The 16,684-nt window shown below is 70.9% G+C and carries 11 protein-coding genes; 7 read left to right on the plus strand and 4 right to left on the minus strand.

The window, feature by feature from the left end; genetic code table 11:
* Positions 1-135: 135 nt before the first annotated feature.
* The 3 genes from ACFV46_RS18355 to ACFV46_RS18365 all read left to right on the plus strand — a co-directional run bounded on the left by ACFV46_RS18355 (position 136) and on the right by ACFV46_RS18365 (position 3,075).
* Complete coding sequence (locus tag ACFV46_RS18355) at positions 136-1,122, plus strand: ComF family protein (RefSeq protein WP_385498876.1); 987 nt, start codon at positions 136-138, stop codon at positions 1,120-1,122.
* Positions 1,123-1,437: 315 nt separating this feature from the next.
* Positions 1,438-2,130 (plus strand): ribosome hibernation-promoting factor, HPF/YfiA family, encoded by a 693-nt coding sequence (gene hpf, locus ACFV46_RS18360; RefSeq protein ID WP_062668802.1) that lies wholly within the window; start codon positions 1,438-1,440, stop codon positions 2,128-2,130.
* Between the two features lie 198 nt (positions 2,131-2,328).
* Positions 2,329-3,075, plus strand: coding sequence for a response regulator transcription factor (locus ACFV46_RS18365; RefSeq protein WP_361924321.1), 747 nt, complete (start codon positions 2,329-2,331; stop codon positions 3,073-3,075).
* Between the two features lie 25 nt (positions 3,076-3,100).
* Here ACFV46_RS18365 and ACFV46_RS18370 read toward each other — a convergent pair whose 3' ends face one another.
* Both ACFV46_RS18370 and ACFV46_RS18375 read right to left on the minus strand, forming a co-directional pair.
* Positions 3,101-4,273, minus strand: coding sequence for a winged helix-turn-helix domain-containing protein (locus ACFV46_RS18370; RefSeq protein ID WP_385498877.1), 1,173 nt, complete (start codon positions 4,271-4,273; stop codon positions 3,101-3,103).
* 73 nt (positions 4,274-4,346) lie between these two features.
* Positions 4,347-4,928, minus strand: coding sequence for a GNAT family N-acetyltransferase (locus tag ACFV46_RS18375; protein WP_385498878.1), 582 nt, complete (start codon positions 4,926-4,928; stop codon positions 4,347-4,349).
* 295 nt (positions 4,929-5,223) lie between these two features.
* Between ACFV46_RS18375 and secA the strand changes: the two genes are divergently transcribed.
* Positions 5,224-8,073 carry a preprotein translocase subunit SecA gene (secA, locus tag ACFV46_RS18380; RefSeq protein ID WP_361924327.1) on the plus strand — a complete coding sequence of 950 codons (2,850 nt, stop codon included), beginning with the start codon at positions 5,224-5,226 and terminating at the stop codon, positions 8,071-8,073.
* A 236-nt stretch (positions 8,074-8,309) separates the two neighbouring features.
* On the opposite strand, the gene ACFV46_RS18385 is transcribed toward secA, so the two are convergent.
* Positions 8,310-8,903: an Rv3235 family protein gene (locus tag ACFV46_RS18385; protein ID WP_385498879.1), complete on the minus strand. Its 594-nt coding sequence runs from the start codon at positions 8,901-8,903 to the stop codon at positions 8,310-8,312.
* A gap of 334 nt (positions 8,904-9,237) precedes the next feature.
* On the opposite strand from ACFV46_RS18385, the gene ACFV46_RS18390 reads away from it, so the two are divergent.
* Positions 9,238-9,750, plus strand: coding sequence for a DUF6912 family protein (locus tag ACFV46_RS18390; protein ID WP_385498880.1), 513 nt, complete (start codon positions 9,238-9,240; stop codon positions 9,748-9,750).
* Between the two features lie 46 nt (positions 9,751-9,796).
* On the plus strand, positions 9,797-10,462 hold the full coding sequence (locus ACFV46_RS18395) for an HAD family hydrolase (protein WP_361924332.1): 666 nt from the start codon (positions 9,797-9,799) through the stop codon (positions 10,460-10,462).
* A gap of 42 nt (positions 10,463-10,504) precedes the next feature.
* Here ACFV46_RS18395 and ACFV46_RS18400 read toward each other — a convergent pair whose 3' ends face one another.
* The gene (locus ACFV46_RS18400; RefSeq protein WP_361924334.1) at positions 10,505-11,071 is read right to left on the minus strand and encodes a DJ-1/PfpI family protein; all 567 of its coding nucleotides are present in this window, start codon (positions 11,069-11,071) and stop codon (positions 10,505-10,507) included.
* 670 nt (positions 11,072-11,741) lie between these two features.
* On the opposite strand from ACFV46_RS18400, the gene ACFV46_RS18405 reads away from it, so the two are divergent.
* Positions 11,742-16,676: an NAD-glutamate dehydrogenase gene (locus ACFV46_RS18405; RefSeq protein ID WP_361924336.1), complete on the plus strand. Its 4,935-nt coding sequence runs from the start codon at positions 11,742-11,744 to the stop codon at positions 16,674-16,676.
* Positions 16,677-16,684: the final 8 nt, after the last annotated feature.

Raw genomic sequence — 16,684 nt, forward strand, 5'->3', positions numbered from 1 at the left:
ATTCCGATTCGGTGTGGGGTGAACGGAATTCGGGTCGGGCCGGTGGAAACCGGTTCCGGAAGGAGCCCTTGTTTTTCCACAGGCCGTTATCCACAGGGGTGGCCGGTCGCTGCCCGCCTTGGCAGAGTGGAGGCCATGCGGGGGTGGTGGCAGGACCTCACGGATCTGGTGCTGCCGGCCGAGTGCGGAGGCTGTGGGAAGCCTCGTACGGTGCTCTGCCCGGAGTGCCGTGCCGTCCTGACCGGGACCGCGCCGAGCCGGGTGCGACCGGTGCCGGAGCCGCCCGGACTGCCGGACGTGCACGCGGCGGCCCGGTACACCGACGAGGTCCGGGCGATGCTGCTGGCCCACAAGGAACGCGGCGCGCTGGCTCTGGCGGCACCGCTCGGAGCGGCGCTGGCGCGGGCCGTGCGGGCGGGGCTGTGCGAGAGCCAGGACGCCGACGGTCCGGGGGCGTCCGTCCGCGCCGGCGGGGACGGTTCCGTGCTGCTCGTGCCCGTCCCGTCCGCGCGGGCGGCGGTGCGGGCGCGGGGACACGATCCGGTGCGCCGGATCGCGCTCGCGGCGGCGGGTGCGCTGCGGCGGACCGGGACGCCGGCGCGGGTGGCCGCCGTCCTGCGGCAGGCGCGCGGGGTGGCCGACCAGACAGGGCTCAGCTCCCGGCAGCGGCTGGTCAATCTCGCAGGCGCGCTCTCCGTCGTCCCCGGCGGCGGGCGGCTGCTCGCCGGTGGCGGGACCGTGGTGCTCGTGGACGACCTCATGACGACGGGGGCGTCCCTGGCGGAGGCGGCGCGTGCCGTCCGGGAGGCGGTGGTGGCCGGGCCGGTGGGCGGCGACCTGGGAATCCGCGTGGCCGGCGGCGGCTCCGGCCGAACGGAGGTCGGCTCGCGCGCGTATGGAGGAGGGAGCGAGGGCAACGGGGAGGTCGGTGAAGCGTCCACGGCTGTGTATCGCGTGGGAAGCCGGGAAGGCAGAGGGGAAGACAGTGCTGGATCGACGGAGGGTGCGGTGCGGCGAACACGAGTCACGCCGGGAATCGACGGCCGCGGACGGGCCGGTTCCACGATCCGCGCAGCGGTGATCGCCGCCGCCGCTGATTCTTTCGAAATAAACCGGAACTGACAGGGAAGTTGCATCGTTGCAGGTGACGCGAGGATCAATTCACCTGAACGGAGGTACACCGTAGTAGAGGGTGACGACATCCCTCCGGGCGAGATATGTTCGGTTGTGAGGGAAAGCCGCAGGCCATCCCCGCAGTATCCGAATGCCGTGCCGTGGGTTTTCAACCATCACCCTCGGCCATGGGGTGGAGATCTTGCCCATGGGGGAGGAGGAGGTGGAAGTCGCCGAGTCCGAGGTTCCGGGGCCTACCGGAGCCTGGTGCAAAAGGGAGATGCTCCGCCGTCGGAGCGGAGCGATCCGGGAACGGAGTTCTGCGTGGACATCGTCGTCAAGGGCCGCAAGACCGAGGTGCCCGAGCGGTTCCGCAAGCACGTGGCCGAGAAGCTGAAGCTGGAGAAGATCCAGAGGCTCGATGCCAAGGTGATCAGCCTCGACGTCGAGGTGTCCAAGGAGCCCAACCCGCGACAGGCCGACCGCTGCGACCGGGTGGAGATCACCCTGCGTTCCCGCGGTCCGGTGATCCGGGCGGAGGCAGCGGCCAGCGACCCGTACGCGGCGCTCGACCTCGCGGCGGAGAAACTGGACGCCCGGTTGCGCAAGCAGCACGACAAGCGGTTCTCGCGCCGGGGCGCACGCCGGATCACGGCGGCCGAGGTGCCCGACCATGTCCCCGGTGCCGCCACGCTGAACGGCAACGGGCAGACCTTCGAGACCGAAGAGCCGGACGCGATTCCCACCAAGAAGATCGGCTCGCTCGAGGTGAAGGGCGAAGGCCCGCTCGTCGTGCGCGAGAAGACGCACGTCGCCTCCCCGATGACTCTCGACCAGGCTCTCTACGAGATGGAGCTGGTCGGGCACGACTTCTATCTGTTCGTCGACTCCGAGACGAAGGAACCGAGCGTCGTCTACCGGCGCCACGCCTACGACTACGGCGTCATCCATCTGAGCACGGACCCGATGGTCACCGAGGCGCAAGCACCAGCGGCCGGTGGCACGCTGGGCGGCTGACCCACCCGGCCGACGGCTGAGCGGTGCCCCTGGAGCGCGTGTGCGCCCCCAGGGGCACCGGTGTGCGACCACTTCGCGCCCCGCACGTCACCGCACTGTCGGCCAGGCATGGAATCATGACCGGACGGCCCAACCGATGGGCCACTGCCTTGGGTTGGCGATGGCATGCGACCAGCCACAGCCTCAGGGGGAGGAACCATGACGGACAGCTTCGGACCGATGCGGGACGAGGACGCCGACGGTCATGTCGTCGGCGCGGACCCGGACGCGGGCTCTCCGCGCAAGGAGCCGATCAGAGTCCTCGTCGTGGACGACCACGCCCTGTTCCGCCGTGGACTGGAGATCGTGCTCGCCGCCGAGGAGGACATCCAGGTGGTGGGGGAGGCGGGCGACGGCGCCGAGGCCGTCGACAAGGCCGCCGACCTGCTGCCCGACATCGTGCTGATGGACGTCCGCATGCCCCGGCGGGGCGGCATCGAGGCCTGCACCTCCATCAAGGAGGTGGCCCCCAGCGCGAAGATCATCATGCTGACGATCAGCGACGAGGAGGCCGACCTCTACGACGCCATCAAGGCGGGCGCGACCGGCTACCTCCTCAAGGAGATCTCCACGGACGAGGTCGCCACCGCCATCCGCGCGGTGGCCGACGGGCAGTCCCAGATCAGCCCGTCCATGGCGTCGAAGCTGCTCACCGAGTTCAAGTCGATGATCCAGCGGACGGACGAGCGCCGGCTCGTGCCCGCGCCTCGGCTCACCGACCGGGAGCTGGAGGTGCTCAAGCTCGTCGCCACCGGGATGAACAACCGGGACATCGCCAAGGAGTTGTTCATCTCGGAGAACACCGTGAAGAACCACGTGCGCAACATCCTGGAGAAGCTGCAGCTGCACTCCCGGATGGAGGCCGTGGTGTACGCGATGCGCGAGAAGATCCTCGAGATCCGCTGACCCGGGCGACCGGCGGCCTCCCGGCTCACGCCATCAGGAGGGCGAGCTCCCTGGCGAGCGGTTCGCGCAGCTCCGGGGTGTCCACCCGCTCCACCCGCGCGTCCGTGCAGCCGACCCAGCCCGCCGCCTCGACCAGCGCCTGCGCCACCGCCGGAACCGCCTTCGGGCCCGCCAGCGAGACCTGCTTCGCCACCAGGGTGCGGCCCTCCCGGGCCGGATCGACCCGGCCGACCAGACGGCCGCCGGCCAAAACCGGCATGGCGAAGTACCCGTGGACGCGCTTCTGGCGGGGGACGTACGCCTCCAGACGGTGGGTGAAGCCGAAGATCCGCTCCGTGCGCGCCCGCTCCCAGATCAGCGAGTCGAACGGCGACAGCAGCGTCGTACGGTGACGGCCGCGCGGCGGTGTGCCGAGCGCCGCCGGGTCCGCCCAGGCCGGTTTGGCCCAGCCCTCCACCGTCACCGGCACCAGCCCCGAGTCGGCGATCACGGCGTCGACCTGCTCGCCCTTCAGCCGGTGGTAGTCGGCGATGTCCGCCCGTGTGCCCACCCCGAGCGCCTGACCGGCCAGGCCGACCAGTCGCCGCACGCACTCGGTGTCGTCCAGGTCGTCATGCAGCAGGGACCCGGGGATGGCGCGCTCGGCCAGGTCGTACAGACGCTTCCAGCCGCGGCGCTCGACGCAGACCACCTCGCCGTACATCAGGGCGCGCTCGACGGCGACCTTCGCGCCCGACCAGTCCCACCACTCGCTGGTGCGCTTGGCGCCGCCCAGCTCGGTCGCGGTCAGCGGGCCCTCCGCGCGCAGCTGCTTGATCACCTGGTCGTAGGCGCCCTCGGGGAGTTCGTGATGCCACTGCGGGCGGGCGCGGTAGGCGCGGCGGCGGAACGCGAAGTGCGGCCACTCCTCCACGGGCAGGATGCACGCGGCGTGCGACCAGTACTCGAAGGCGTGCGTGTCGGTCCAGTAGGCGGCCTCGACCGTCTTGCGGCCGACCGCGCCCAGGCGGGCGTACGGGACGAGCTCATGGCTGCGGGCCAGCACGGAGATCGTGTCGAGCTGGACCGCGCCGAGGTGCCGCAGGACGCCGCGGACGCCGCCCCGGCGGTCGGGGGCGCCGAGGAAGCCCTGCGCGCGCAGCACGATGCGACGGGCCTCGTCGGCCGAGAGGTGGAGGGTGGGGCGCGGGGTCGTCATGGTCCGCACCTTAGGACGTGGCACTGACACTCGGGCGTGAACTGCGGCTTCGTCCAAGGCGGCCTCGTCGCGGCTACGACGACGGCCGCCGCGCGGGCAGATAGGGGGCCGCGGACGGCAGGCCCAGGTCGGACGGGAGCAGGGAGCCCACCCAGCAGTCGCGGCGCACGCCCTGGTGGATCAGGGCGGAGCGCAGGGTGCCCTCGACGGTGAACCCGGCGCGCTCGGCGACCGCGCGGGAGGGCCCGTTGCCCGCCTCGGCGCGCCACTCGACACGGTCCACGAGCAGGTCGGAGAAGGCCCAGCGGGACACGGCGAGCACCGCCTCGGTGACGTAGCCGTAGCCGCGGTGCTCCTTGGTGCCCCAGTAGCCGATCTCGGCGGAGCTCATGGAACGCATCGTGAGGCCGATCATGCCCACCAGGTCCCCGTCGCGGGGGAGGAACAGCCCCCAGGTGAACATCGAGCCGTTCCGCCAGCCCTCCGGGACCAGTTCGTGCGTGAAGCTGTGGGCGTGCTCGCGCAGATAAGGGGACGGGATGGTGGTCCAGCGCTGGATGTCGGGATCCTGGGCGGCCTCGTACACGGCATCGGTGTCGCCCGGGCCGACGGTGCGCAGCAGAAGGCGGCCGGTGGTGAGCGTGACGGGTTCCATCGGCCGATTCTCCTCAAGGGCGCCCGCGGCGCGCCAGCCGATATGCGGCGAAGGGGCGGAACACGGCAGCGGGGAGTGAGCACGCGACCGCGTTCGGCACAATTCGTCGGCGGAACGCGGCACCATCCGCCACCCCCGGCCGTTGTCCCTTTGACGGACATTTGAAGGAGCGGTGGCCCGGCGCCCCCGGCAGGCTCCCGGCGCGGCGGGGTCCTCGCATACGATGGCCGTTGCTCAGTCACGTCAGAAGGAAAACCGACCGTCCCAGGCCCGACCGGCAAGGAGACCAACCCCCGTGTCCGTCCTCTCGAAGATCATGCGTGCAGGCGAAGGCAAGATCCTGCGCAAGCTGCACCGCATCGCGGACCAGGTCAACTCCATCGAAGAGGACTTCGTCGACCTCTCCGACGCCGAGCTGCGGGCCCTCACCGATGAGTACAAGCAGCGCTACGCCGACGGCGAGACGCTGGACGATCTGCTGCCCGAGGCCTTCGCCACCGTGCGCGAGGCGGCCAAGCGCGTCCTGGGCCAGCGTCACTACGACGTGCAGATCATGGGTGGCGCGGCGCTCCACCTCGGCTACGTGGCCGAGATGAAGACCGGTGAGGGCAAGACGCTCGTCGGCACGCTCCCCGCGTACCTGAACGCGCTGTCCGGCGAGGGCGTCCACCTCATCACGGTCAACGACTACCTGGCCGAGCGCGACTCCGAGATGATGGGCCGCGTCCACAAGTTCCTGGGCCTGAGCGTCGGCTGCATCCTCGCCAACATGACGCCGGCCCAGCGCCGTGAGCAGTACGCCTGCGACATCACCTACGGCACGAACAACGAGTTCGGCTTCGACTACCTCCGCGACAACATGGCGTGGTCGAAGGACGAGCTGGTCCAGCGCGGCCACAACTTCGCCATCGTCGACGAGGTCGACTCCATCCTCATCGACGAGGCCCGTACGCCGCTCATCATCTCCGGCCCGGCCGACCAGGCCACCAAGTGGTACGGCGACTTCGCCAAGCTGGTCACGCGCCTCAAGCGCGGCGAGCCCGGCAACCCGCTCAAGGGCCTCGAGGAGACCGGCGACTACGACGTCGACGAGAAGAAGCGCACCGTCGCCATCCACGAGTCGGGCGTCGCCAAGGTCGAGGACTGGCTGGGCATCGACAACCTCTACGAGTCGGTCAACACCCCTCTGGTGGGCTACCTGAACAACGCCATCAAGGCGAAGGAGCTCTTCAAGAAGGACAAGGACTACGTCATCATCGACGACGAGGTCATGATCGTCGACGAGCACACCGGACGTATCCTCGCCGGCCGCCGTTACAACGAGGGCATGCACCAGGCCATCGAGGCCAAGGAGGGCGTGCCGATCAAGGACGAGAACCAGACCCTCGCCACGATCACCCTCCAGAACTTCTTCCGCCTCTACAAGCGGCACGACCACAGCGGCAAGGAGATGCCGGGCCTGTCCGGCATGACCGGTACGGCGATGACCGAGGCCGCCGAGTTCCACCAGATCTACAAGCTCGGCGTGGTGCCCATCCCGACGAACCGGCCGATGGTCCGCAAGGACCAGTCCGACCTGATCTACCGCACCGAGGTCGCGAAGTTCGAGGCGGTCGTCGACGACATCGTCGAGAAGCACGAGAAGGGCCAGCCGATCCTCGTCGGCACGACGTCGGTCGAGAAGTCCGAGTACCTGTCGCAGCAGCTCAGCAAGCGCGGTGTGCAGCACGAGGTGCTCAACGCCAAGCAGCACGACCGTGAGGCGATCATCGTCGCCCAGGCCGGGCGCAAGGGCGCGGTCACCGTGGCCACCAACATGGCCGGCCGTGGTACCGACATCAAGCTCGGCGGCAACCCCGAGGACCTCGCCGAGGCCGAACTGCGCCAGCGGGGCCTCGACCCCGAGGAGCACATCGAGGAGTGGGCGCACTACCTGCCGGCCGCGCTGGAGCGGGCCGAGCAGGCGGTGAAGGCCGAGAAGGAAGAGGTCGAGAAGCTCGGCGGCCTCTACGTCCTCGGCACCGAGCGGCACGAGTCGCGCCGGATCGACAACCAGCTGCGCGGTCGTTCCGGCCGTCAGGGCGACCCGGGCGAGTCCCGCTTCTACCTCTCCCTCGGTGACGACCTGATGCGCCTGTTCAAGGCCCAGATGGTCGAGCGCGTGATGTCCATGGCGAACGTGCCGGACGACGTGCCGATCGAGAACAAGATGGTCACGCGCGCGATCGCCTCCGCCCAGTCGCAGGTCGAGACGCAGAACTTCGAGACCCGTAAGAACGTCCTGAAGTACGACGAGGTCCTCAACCGCCAGCGCGAGGTCATCTACGGCGAGCGCCGCCGCGTCCTGGAGGGCGAGGACCTGCAGGAGCAGGTTCAGCACTTCATGGACGACACCATCGACGCCTACGTCGCCGCGGAGACCGCCGAGGGCTTCGCCGAGGAGTGGGACCTGGACCGGCTGTGGGGCGCCTTCAAGCAGCTCTACCCGGTGAAGGTCACCATCGAGGAGCTGGAGGAGGCGGCCGGCGACCGTGCCGGGCTCACCGCGGACTTCATCGCCGAGTCCATCAAGGACGACATCCGCGAGCAGTACCAGGCCCGTGAGGCGCAGCTCGGCTCCGAGATCATGCGGGAGCTGGAGCGCCGGGTCGTGCTGTCGGTCCTGGACCGCAAGTGGCGCGAGCACCTCTACGAGATGGACTACCTCCAGGAGGGCATCGGCCTGCGCGCGATGGCGCAGAAGGACCCGCTGGTCGAGTACCAGCGCGAGGGCTTCGACATGTTCACCGCCATGATGGAGGGCATCAAGGAGGAGTCCGTCGGCTACCTGTTCAACCTGGAGGTCCAGGTCGAGCAGCAGGTCGAGGAGGTCCCGGTCGAGGACGCCAAGCCGGTGGCGGACCTGGAGAAGCAGGACGCGGTGCCCGCGCAGGCGGGCGCGCGCCCCGAGATCCGCGCCAAGGGCCTGGAGGCGCCGCGCCGTCCGGACCGGCTGCACTACACCGCGCCCAAGGTCGACGGCGAGGGTGACATCGTCGAGGGCGACTTCGACAACGGCGACGAGCCGGTGCGGTCCGAGGCCGACGGCCTCACGCGCGCGGAGCGCCGCAAGCAGGCGCGCGGCGGGCGCCGGCGCAAGAAGTAGCCGGGACGCGCACAGACGGGCGCGACGGTCGGCAGGGCCGGGCCTCCTTCGGGAGGGCCCGGCCCTTCGCCGTGTCCGGCCCCAGGGCCGCCGGCGGGCGCGGGGCGCCGGTGTGATGCCGGGCGCTCACCACGCGCCGGGCGGCGCCTGGCTGTCGCTGCGCGTACCGCCCGGCTGCGCTGCGTGTACCGCCCGGTCGCTCGCGCTCCGTCGCCGCGGCTGCCCCGGCCCTCCGTTCAGTCGTCCGTGGAGTGAGGACCGCGAGGCCCGCCCAGTTCGACCGCTGTGCAGCGCCAGCGGAGGTCGGGGCCCTGTTCCAGGCGGAAGGCCATGGCGCGGAGCTGGTCGCCGGCGCCGATGCGCGCGAAGACCTCGACGGCGCCCGGGCGGGGCTCGAACCAGCCGAGGTCGCGGACCACCGGGCGGGTGCCCCGGGTACGCAGCGGGCCGCGTTCGGCGAGGTGGGCGAGGTCGTCGTAGGCGCGGCCCGCGGTGTGGCGGAGCATCGAGTGCACGGGGCGCTGGCCGCTCAGGACGAGGAGCAGGCGGTCGGCGAAGACGTCGGTGGGCCGGGGGTGGGGGAGTGGCCCGGCGGCACCGGCCGTTCCCCGGCTCGGTGCGGTGGCCGGGCGGCTGTCCGCGGGGCGGGTGCGGGACCGGGGCGGGGTGCCGCCGGGGGAGCCGGGGGGCCGGGCGCCCGGGGACGTCGTACGGGAGGTTCCGCCGCTCGGGGTGCGAGGTGGGGAGCCGGCGGGGCGGCGGGTGTCACGGCGGGCCGACGGGCGGCTGCCGGGGCGGTGCTGGGCGGCCCTGGTCATGACCTTGTTCATGGAGTCCCCGATCGGCGGGCCCGGCGCATACCGGGCGGTAACTTCGTGCTCGCTGATCTTGTACGGGGTCGCCCGGGGCGGCGGCAAGGAAGCGGGAGGCCGGGTCGGGGCGGTCGGAAGGTTCACCTATCAGGGTGAGAGGCGGGCGCTCGGGCCCGTGCCGGCGGGGCGGCACCGGGTGAGTCGGCGGACGGAGGTGGACGCCTGGGGAAGAGGTGACGGGGACTCGAAGGGGGACGCCCCCACGTATCCTGAAGGCCGCCTCGGACGGCGCGGAAGCGCCCGCGCGAGGTGCTGTCGAGCCACATGAGCGAGTACGAGAAAGCGGTCAGTCATGCGCGTCTACGTCCCCCTGACCCTCCCCGCTCTCGCCGAGGCGCACAGGACGGGTGATCTGGGGACCGGGCTCGTCGCGTACGCGGTCACCCCGGCGTTGCGCGAGTGGTATCTCTCCGACGACATCGAGGAGCTGGAGTACGCCGCGCTGAACCGGGCCGCCCTGGCCTCGCTGCGGCTGCTCGCGGCGGACCCCGGCGCGCGGCGCCGCCGGGTCGTGGTCGCCGTGGACGTGCCCGACAAGGCGGCCGTCGCCGACCCGGACCGCGGGCTGGACCCGTCGGCGCTGGGCGAGGTGCGGGTCGCCGGGAGCATACGGCTGGCCAAGGCCGCCGCGGTGCACGTGGACGCCGACGACGCCGAGGCGGATGTGGCGGCGGCCGCGGCGGCCCTGGAGGCGGCGGACGGCGGGGACGACGACGCCCAGTTCGTCGTGGACGGCGCGGAGGACCACGAGCTGCTCTGGTACGCCACCCAGGAGATCCCGAACCTGGTCGGACAGCCGGACTGACCTGGCCCTCTCTTGATTGTCGGTGCGGCCGGGTACGGTTTTCGACATGGGGATGCAGGCAGGGGCGCACATCGTCTGGGACTGGAACGGGACGCTGTTCCACGACAACGACGCGATCATCGGGGCGACGAACGCGGCCTTCGGGGAGCTGGGGCTCGCCCCGATCACGATGGAGCAGTACCGGGCGCTGTACTGCGTACCGGTGCCGAAGTTCTACGAGCGGCTGCTCGGACGGCTGCCGACGGACGCCGAGTGGGAGGTCATGGACGTGACCTTCCACCGGCACTACGCGGAGCACCGGGTGTCGTGCGGGCTGACCGAGGGTGTGGCGGAGCTGCTGTCGGGCTGGCGGTCGGCGGGGCGAAGCCAGTCGATCCTCAGCATGTACGTGCACGACGAGCTGGTGCCGCTGGTGCGGCGGTTCGGTATCGAGGGGCACTTCCTGCGCGTCGACGGCAGGGTCGGGCCGTCGGGGGGCAGCAAGGCCGAGCACATGGTGCGGCACATCGAGGCGCTGGCGGGCGTGGACCCGACGCGCACGGTGGTGATCGGGGACGCCGCCGACGACGCGGTGGCCGCGCTGCACGTCGGGGCGCGGGCCGTGCTCTACACCGGCGGCTCGCACAGCCGGGCGAGCCTGGAGACGGTCGGCGTGCCGGTCGTGGACACGCTCGCGGAAGCCGTCGCGGAGGCGGAGCGGCTGGCCGCCTGAGGCGGGACCGGCGCGGGCCCCGCCCCGAAGCGGTGGCCGGTCTCAGCTCACCGGCGCCTTCGCCCGCAGCACCGTCAGGAACTCGCGCATCCACGCGGAGTGGTCCGGCCAGGCGCGCGACGACACCAGGGTGCCGTCGACGACCGCCTCGGCGTCCTGGAAGGTGGCGCCCGCGGCCTGCATGTCCAGCTCCAGGGCCGGATAGGCGGTGACACGGCGGCCGCGCAGGGTGTCGACCGCGGCGGTGAGCAGGGGGCCGTGGCAGATCTGCGCGACCGGCTTGTCCGAGTCGAAGAACGACTTCAGGATCTTCCGCAGCTCCGGGTCGTTGCGCAGATACTCGGGCGCCCGGCCGCCGGGGATCACGACGGCCACGTACGCGCCGGGGTCCACCTCGGAGAAGGCGAGGTCGGCTGGCCAGGTGTAGCCGGGTTTCTCGGTGTAGGTGTCGAAGCCGGGTTCGAAGTCGTGCACGACGAACCGCAGCTTCTTACGGGTGGGCGCCGCGATGTGGACCTCGTAGCCCTCCTCGCGCAGACGCTGGTAGGGGTAGAGGACCTCCAGCGACTCCGCTGCGTCGCCGGTGACGATGAGGATCTTCGCTGTCATGCCGGGCTCCTCTCCTTGCCGGGCCGGTGGCTCCGTCCGGCCGGTCTGTGGGCAACGTGCCGCCGCGCGCGGGACGTGGCAAGACCGTGCGGCGGGGAGGCGACCGCTGTTTTCGGACACGGAGCGCGTACGGACGGCCGGATTCCGGTGCCGTCCCGCGGCTCCGGTGCCGCCGCGTCTGCTCACCAGGCTGCCCCCGGGTGCCCCGCCCCGCCAGTTACGCCCCGCCCGCCCGGTTCGCCCCTGTGCAGAACGTCAAAGTTCACCCCCCGGTTTTGTACACATACGGCTCATGACGGGCCCCCTGTGCGGGGCGATAGCCTGGGTGGCGTGATCAGCGCGATAGCTCGCGGGGGCGACGATGCCCCTGCCCCGCGCCCGGCGACCACGGAGGACATCCGTGACCGGGCGGCGCTCGCTGGTCTTCATGGGCGGGAGGGGGGCGTACGGGCCCCCGGGACACGATCGGTCCCCCGGGCCCGGGTGCCGCGGAGAGCGGCGTCACACCCCTTGGGCAGCTCAAGAATGGCTCATATACCCCCGCTCATCTCACCTCTCGGCATAGCGTCGAAGCAGACCGGACACCCCGCGTCGCGGCGTCACGCCGGAGGGGAAGAGACCGTACTTCCTTCAACGTCACGCAACGGCGCGCGACAGGAGCCAGAGGACAATGCAGACCAAGCTGGACGAAGCCAAGGCCGAGCTGCTCGAACGGGCCGCCCGGGTAGCTGAGAACAGCCCGGTCGGGGGGCACCTACCGACCGGGACCAAGGGCGAGGGCGGTTCCGGCACCCCGGACCATGACACGGTGCTCTCGTTCCTCCAGCGCTACTACCTGCACACCGCCCCGGAGGACCTGCTCGACCGCGACCCGGTCGACGTCTTCGGTGCCGCTTTCTCGCACTACCGGCTGGCCGAGAGCCGCCCGCAGGGCACGGCCAACGTCCGGGTCCACACGCCGACGGTCGAGGAGAACGGCTGGACCTGCAGCCACTCGGTCGTCGAGGTGGTCACCGACGACATGCCGTTCCTGGTGGACTCCGTCACCAACGAGCTGACCCGGCAGGGGCGGGGGATCCATCTGGTCATCCACCCCCTGGTCGTCGTCCGCCGCGATCTGACCGGCAAGCTCATCGAGGTGCTGCCCGCGGCGCCCGCCGGGGACCTGCCGCACGACACGCACATCGAGTCCTGGATCCACGTCGAGATCGACCGGGAGACGGACCGCGGCGACCTCAAGCAGATCACCGCCGACCTGCTGCGCGTCCTGTCCGACGTCCGCGAGGCCGTCGAGGACTGGAGCAAGATGCGGGACGCGGCCCTGCGCATGGCCGACGAACTGCCCCACGAGCCCCACTCCGACCTGCGCGAGCAGGAGATCGAGGAGGCCCGCGAGCTGCTGCGCTGGCTGGCCGACGACCACTTCACCTTCCTCGGCTACCGCGAGTACGAGCTGCGCGAGGACGACTCGCTGGCCGCCGTGCCGGGCACCGGCCTGGGCATACTGCGCTCGGACCCGCACCACTCCGAGAGCGACGCCCACCCCGTCAGCCCGTCCTTCGAGCGGCTGCCCGCCGACGCCCGCGCAAAGGCCCGCGAGCACAAGCTGCTCATCCTCACCAAGGCCAACAGCCGGGCCACCGTCCACCGGCCGTCGTACCTGGACTACGTCGGTGTGAAGAAGTTCGACGAGAACGGCGAGGTCGTCGGCGAGCGCCGTTTCCTGGGCCTGTTCTCCTCGGCCGCCTACACCGAGTCCGTGCGCCGCGTCCCCGTGATCCGCCGCAAGGTCGACGAGGTGCTCAGCGGCGCCGGCTTCTCCCCGCACAGCCACGACGGGCGCGACCTGCTCCAGATCCTGGAGACCTACCCGCGCGACGAGCTCTTCCAGACCCCGGTCGACGAGCTGCGGACCATCGCCACCTCGGTCCTCTACCTCCAGGAGCGCCGCCGGCTGCGGCTGTACCTGCGCCAGGACGAATACGGCCGCTACTACTCGGCCCTCGTCTACCTGCCTCGCGACCGCTACACCACCGGTGTCCGCCTGCGGATCATCGACATCCTGAAGGAGGAGCTCGGCGGCATCAGCGTCGACTTCACCGCCTGGAACACCGAGTCGATCCTCTCCCGGCTGCACTTCGTGGTCCGCGTCCCGCAGGGCACCGAGCTGCCGCAGCTCTCGGACGCCGACAAGGAGCGCATCGAGGCCCGGCTGGTGGACGCCGCGCGGTCCTGGGCCGACGGCTTCTCCGACGCGCTGAACGCGGAACTCGGCGAGGAGCACGCCGCCGAACTGCTGCGCCGCTACGGCGACGCCTTCCCCGAGGGGTACAAGGCCGACCACGGGCCGCGCTCCGCGGTCTCCGACCTCGTCCACATCGAACAGCTCACCGAGGAGAAGGACTTCTCGCTGAGCCTGTACGAGCCGGTCGGCGCCGCCCCCGAGGAGCGCCGCTTCAAGATCTACCGCAAGGGCTCCGCCGTCTCGCTGTCCGCCGTCCTGCCGGTGCTCAGCCGGCTCGGCGTCGAGGTCGTCGACGAGCGGCCCTACGAGCTGCGCTGCTCCGACCGCAGCGTCGCCTGGATCTACGACTTCGGCCTGCGCATGCCGAGCCAGGCGGCCGCCGCCGACTACGCGGGCGACGACGCGCGCGAGCGGTTCTCCGAGGCGTTCGCCGCCACCTGGACCGGCAAGGCCGAGAACGACGGCTTCAACGCCCTCGTGCTGAGCGCCGGGCTGACCTGGCGGCAGGCGATGGTGCTGCGGGCGTACGCCAAGTACCTGCGGCAGGCCGGGTCGACCTTCTCGCAGGACTACATGGAGGACACCCTCCGCCACAACGTCCACACCACCCGCCTCCTCGTCTCCCTGTTCGAGGCGCGGCTGTCGCCGGACCGCCAGCGCGCGGGCCGCGAGATCGTGGACGCGCTGCTCGAGGAGCTGGACGCGGCCCTGGACCAGGTGGCGAGCCTGGACGAGGACCGGATCCTGCGGTCCTTCCTCACCGTCATCAAGGCGACGCTGCGCACCAACTTCTTCCAGGAGGCGGCCGCGGGCGAGCCGCACGACTACGTCTCCATGAAGTTCGACCCGCAGGCCATCCCGGACCTCCCGGCGCCCCGCCCGGCGTACGAGATCTGGGTGTACTCGCCGCGGGTGGAGGGCGTGCACCTGCGCTTCGGCAAGGTCGCGCGCGGCGGTCTGCGCTGGTCCGACCGCCGTGAGGACTTCCGCACGGAGATCCTCGGCCTGGTCAAGGCGCAGATGGTGAAGAACACCGTGATCGTGCCGGTCGGCGCCAAGGGCGGCTTCGTCGCCAAGCAGCTGCCCGACCCGGCCGTGGACCGGGACGCCTGGATGGCGGAGGGCATCGCCAGCTACCGGACGTTCATCTCGGCGCTGCTCGACATCACCGACAACATGGTGGCCGGCGAGGTCGTGCCCCCGGCGGACGTCGTCCGGCACGACGGGGACGACACGTACCTCGTCGTCGCCGCCGACAAGGGCACCGCGAAGTTCTCCGACATCGCCAACGAGGTCGCCGAGTCCTACAACTTCTGGCTCGGGGACGCGTTCGCCTCCGGCGGTTCGGCCGGCTACGACCACAAGGGCATGGGCATCACCGCCCGCGGCGCCTGGGAGTCCGTCAAGCGGCACTTCCGCGAGCTCGGCGTCGACACGCAGAGCGAGGACTTCACGGTCGTCGGCATCGGCGACATGTCCGGTGACGTGTTCGGCAACGGCATGCTGCTCAGCGAGCATATCCGGCTGGTCGCCGCCTTCGACCACCGGCACATCTTCATCGACCCGAACCCGGACGCGGCGACCTCCTACGCCGAGCGCCGGCGCCTGTTCGAGCTGCCGCGCTCCAGCTGGGAGGACTACGACACCTCGCTGCTGTCGGCCGGTGGCGGCGTCTTCCCGCGCAGCGCCAAGGCCATCAGCGTCAACGCGCACATCCGCGAGGCCCTGGGCATCGAGGGCAAGGTCTCCAAGATGACCCCGGCCGAGCTGATGAAGGCCATCCTCCAGGCCCCGGTGGACCTGCTGTGGAACGGCGGCATCGGCACCTACGTCAAGGCCAGCACCGAGTCGAACGCCGACGTCGGCGACAAGGCCAACGACGCCATCCGCGTCGACGGCGCCGACCTGCGCGTCAAGGTCGTCGGCGAGGGCGGCAACCTGGGCCTGACCCAGCTCGGCCGGATCGAGTTCGCCCGGGGCGGCGGCCGGATCAACACCGACGCCATCGACAACAGCGCGGGCGTGGACACCTCCGACCACGAGGTGAACATCAAGATCCTGCTCAACGGCCTGGTCGCCGACGGCGACATGACGGTCAAGCAGCGCAACAAGCTGCTCGCCGAGATGACCGACGAGGTCGGCCGCCTGGTCCTGCGCAACAACTACGCGCAGAACACGGCGATCGCCAACGCCCTCGCCCAGTCCAGCGCCATGCTCCACGCCCAGCAGCGCTTCATGAAGCACCTGGTCAGGGAGGGGCACCTGGACCGTGCGCTGGAGTTCCTGCCCACGGACCGGCAGATCCGCGAGCGCCTGAACTCCGACCACGGCCTGACCGGCCCGGAGACGGCCGTGCTGATGGCGTACACGAAGATCACGGTCGCCGAGGAGCTGCTGCACACCTCGCTGCCGGACGACCCGTACCTGAGCACGCTGCTGCACTCCTACTTCCCGACGGCGCTGCGCGAGCGGTTCCCCGAGCACCTCGTCAGTCACCCGCTGCGCCGTGAGATCACCACGACCGTGCTGGTCAACGACACGGTCAACACGGGCGGTACGACGTATCTGCACCGGCTGCGCGAGGAGACCGGGGCCTCCCTGGAGGAGATCGTCCGGGCGCAGACCGTGGCCCGCGCGATCTTCCGCTCGGCGGAGGTGTGGGATGCGGTCGAGGCGCTCGACAACAAGGTCGAGGCCGCCGTCCAGACCCGGATCCGGCTGCACTCGCGGCGCCTGGTCGAGCGCGGCACGCGCTGGCTGCTGAACAACCGGCAGCAGCCGCTCGCCCTCGCCGACACGGTCGACTTCTTCTCCGACCGGGTGGAGCAGGTGTGGTCGCAGCTGCCGAAGCTGCTGCGCGGCGCCGATCTGGACTGGTACCAGCAGATCCACGACGAGCTGACCGACGCCGGGGTGCCCGTCGAACTGGCCCAGCGGGTCGCCGGATTCTCCTCGGCCTTCCCGACGCTCGACATCGTCTCGGTGGCCGACCGGATGGGCAAGGACCCGATGGACGTCGCCGAGGTCTACTACGACCTCGGGGACCGGCTGCACATCAGCCAGCTGATGGACCGGATCATCGAGCTGCCGCGGTCCGACCGCTGGCAGTCCATGGCCCGCGCCTCCATCCGCGAGGACCTGTACGCCGCCCACGCGGCGCTGACCTCGGACGTCCTGGCGGTCGGCGACGGCACCGCGACGCCCGAGCAGCGCTTCGAGGCATGGGAGCGCAAGAACACCGCGATCCTGAGCCGGGCGCGCACCACGCTGGAGGAGATCCGCGGCTCGGACTCGTTCGACCTGGCCAACCTCTCGGTGGCGATGCGCACCATGCGCACGCTGCTGCGGTCGCACACCTGAGCCGCCCG

The organism is Streptomyces sp. NPDC059852, from assembly GCF_042731455.1.
Taxonomy (GTDB): domain Bacteria; phylum Actinomycetota; class Actinomycetes; order Streptomycetales; family Streptomycetaceae; genus Streptomyces.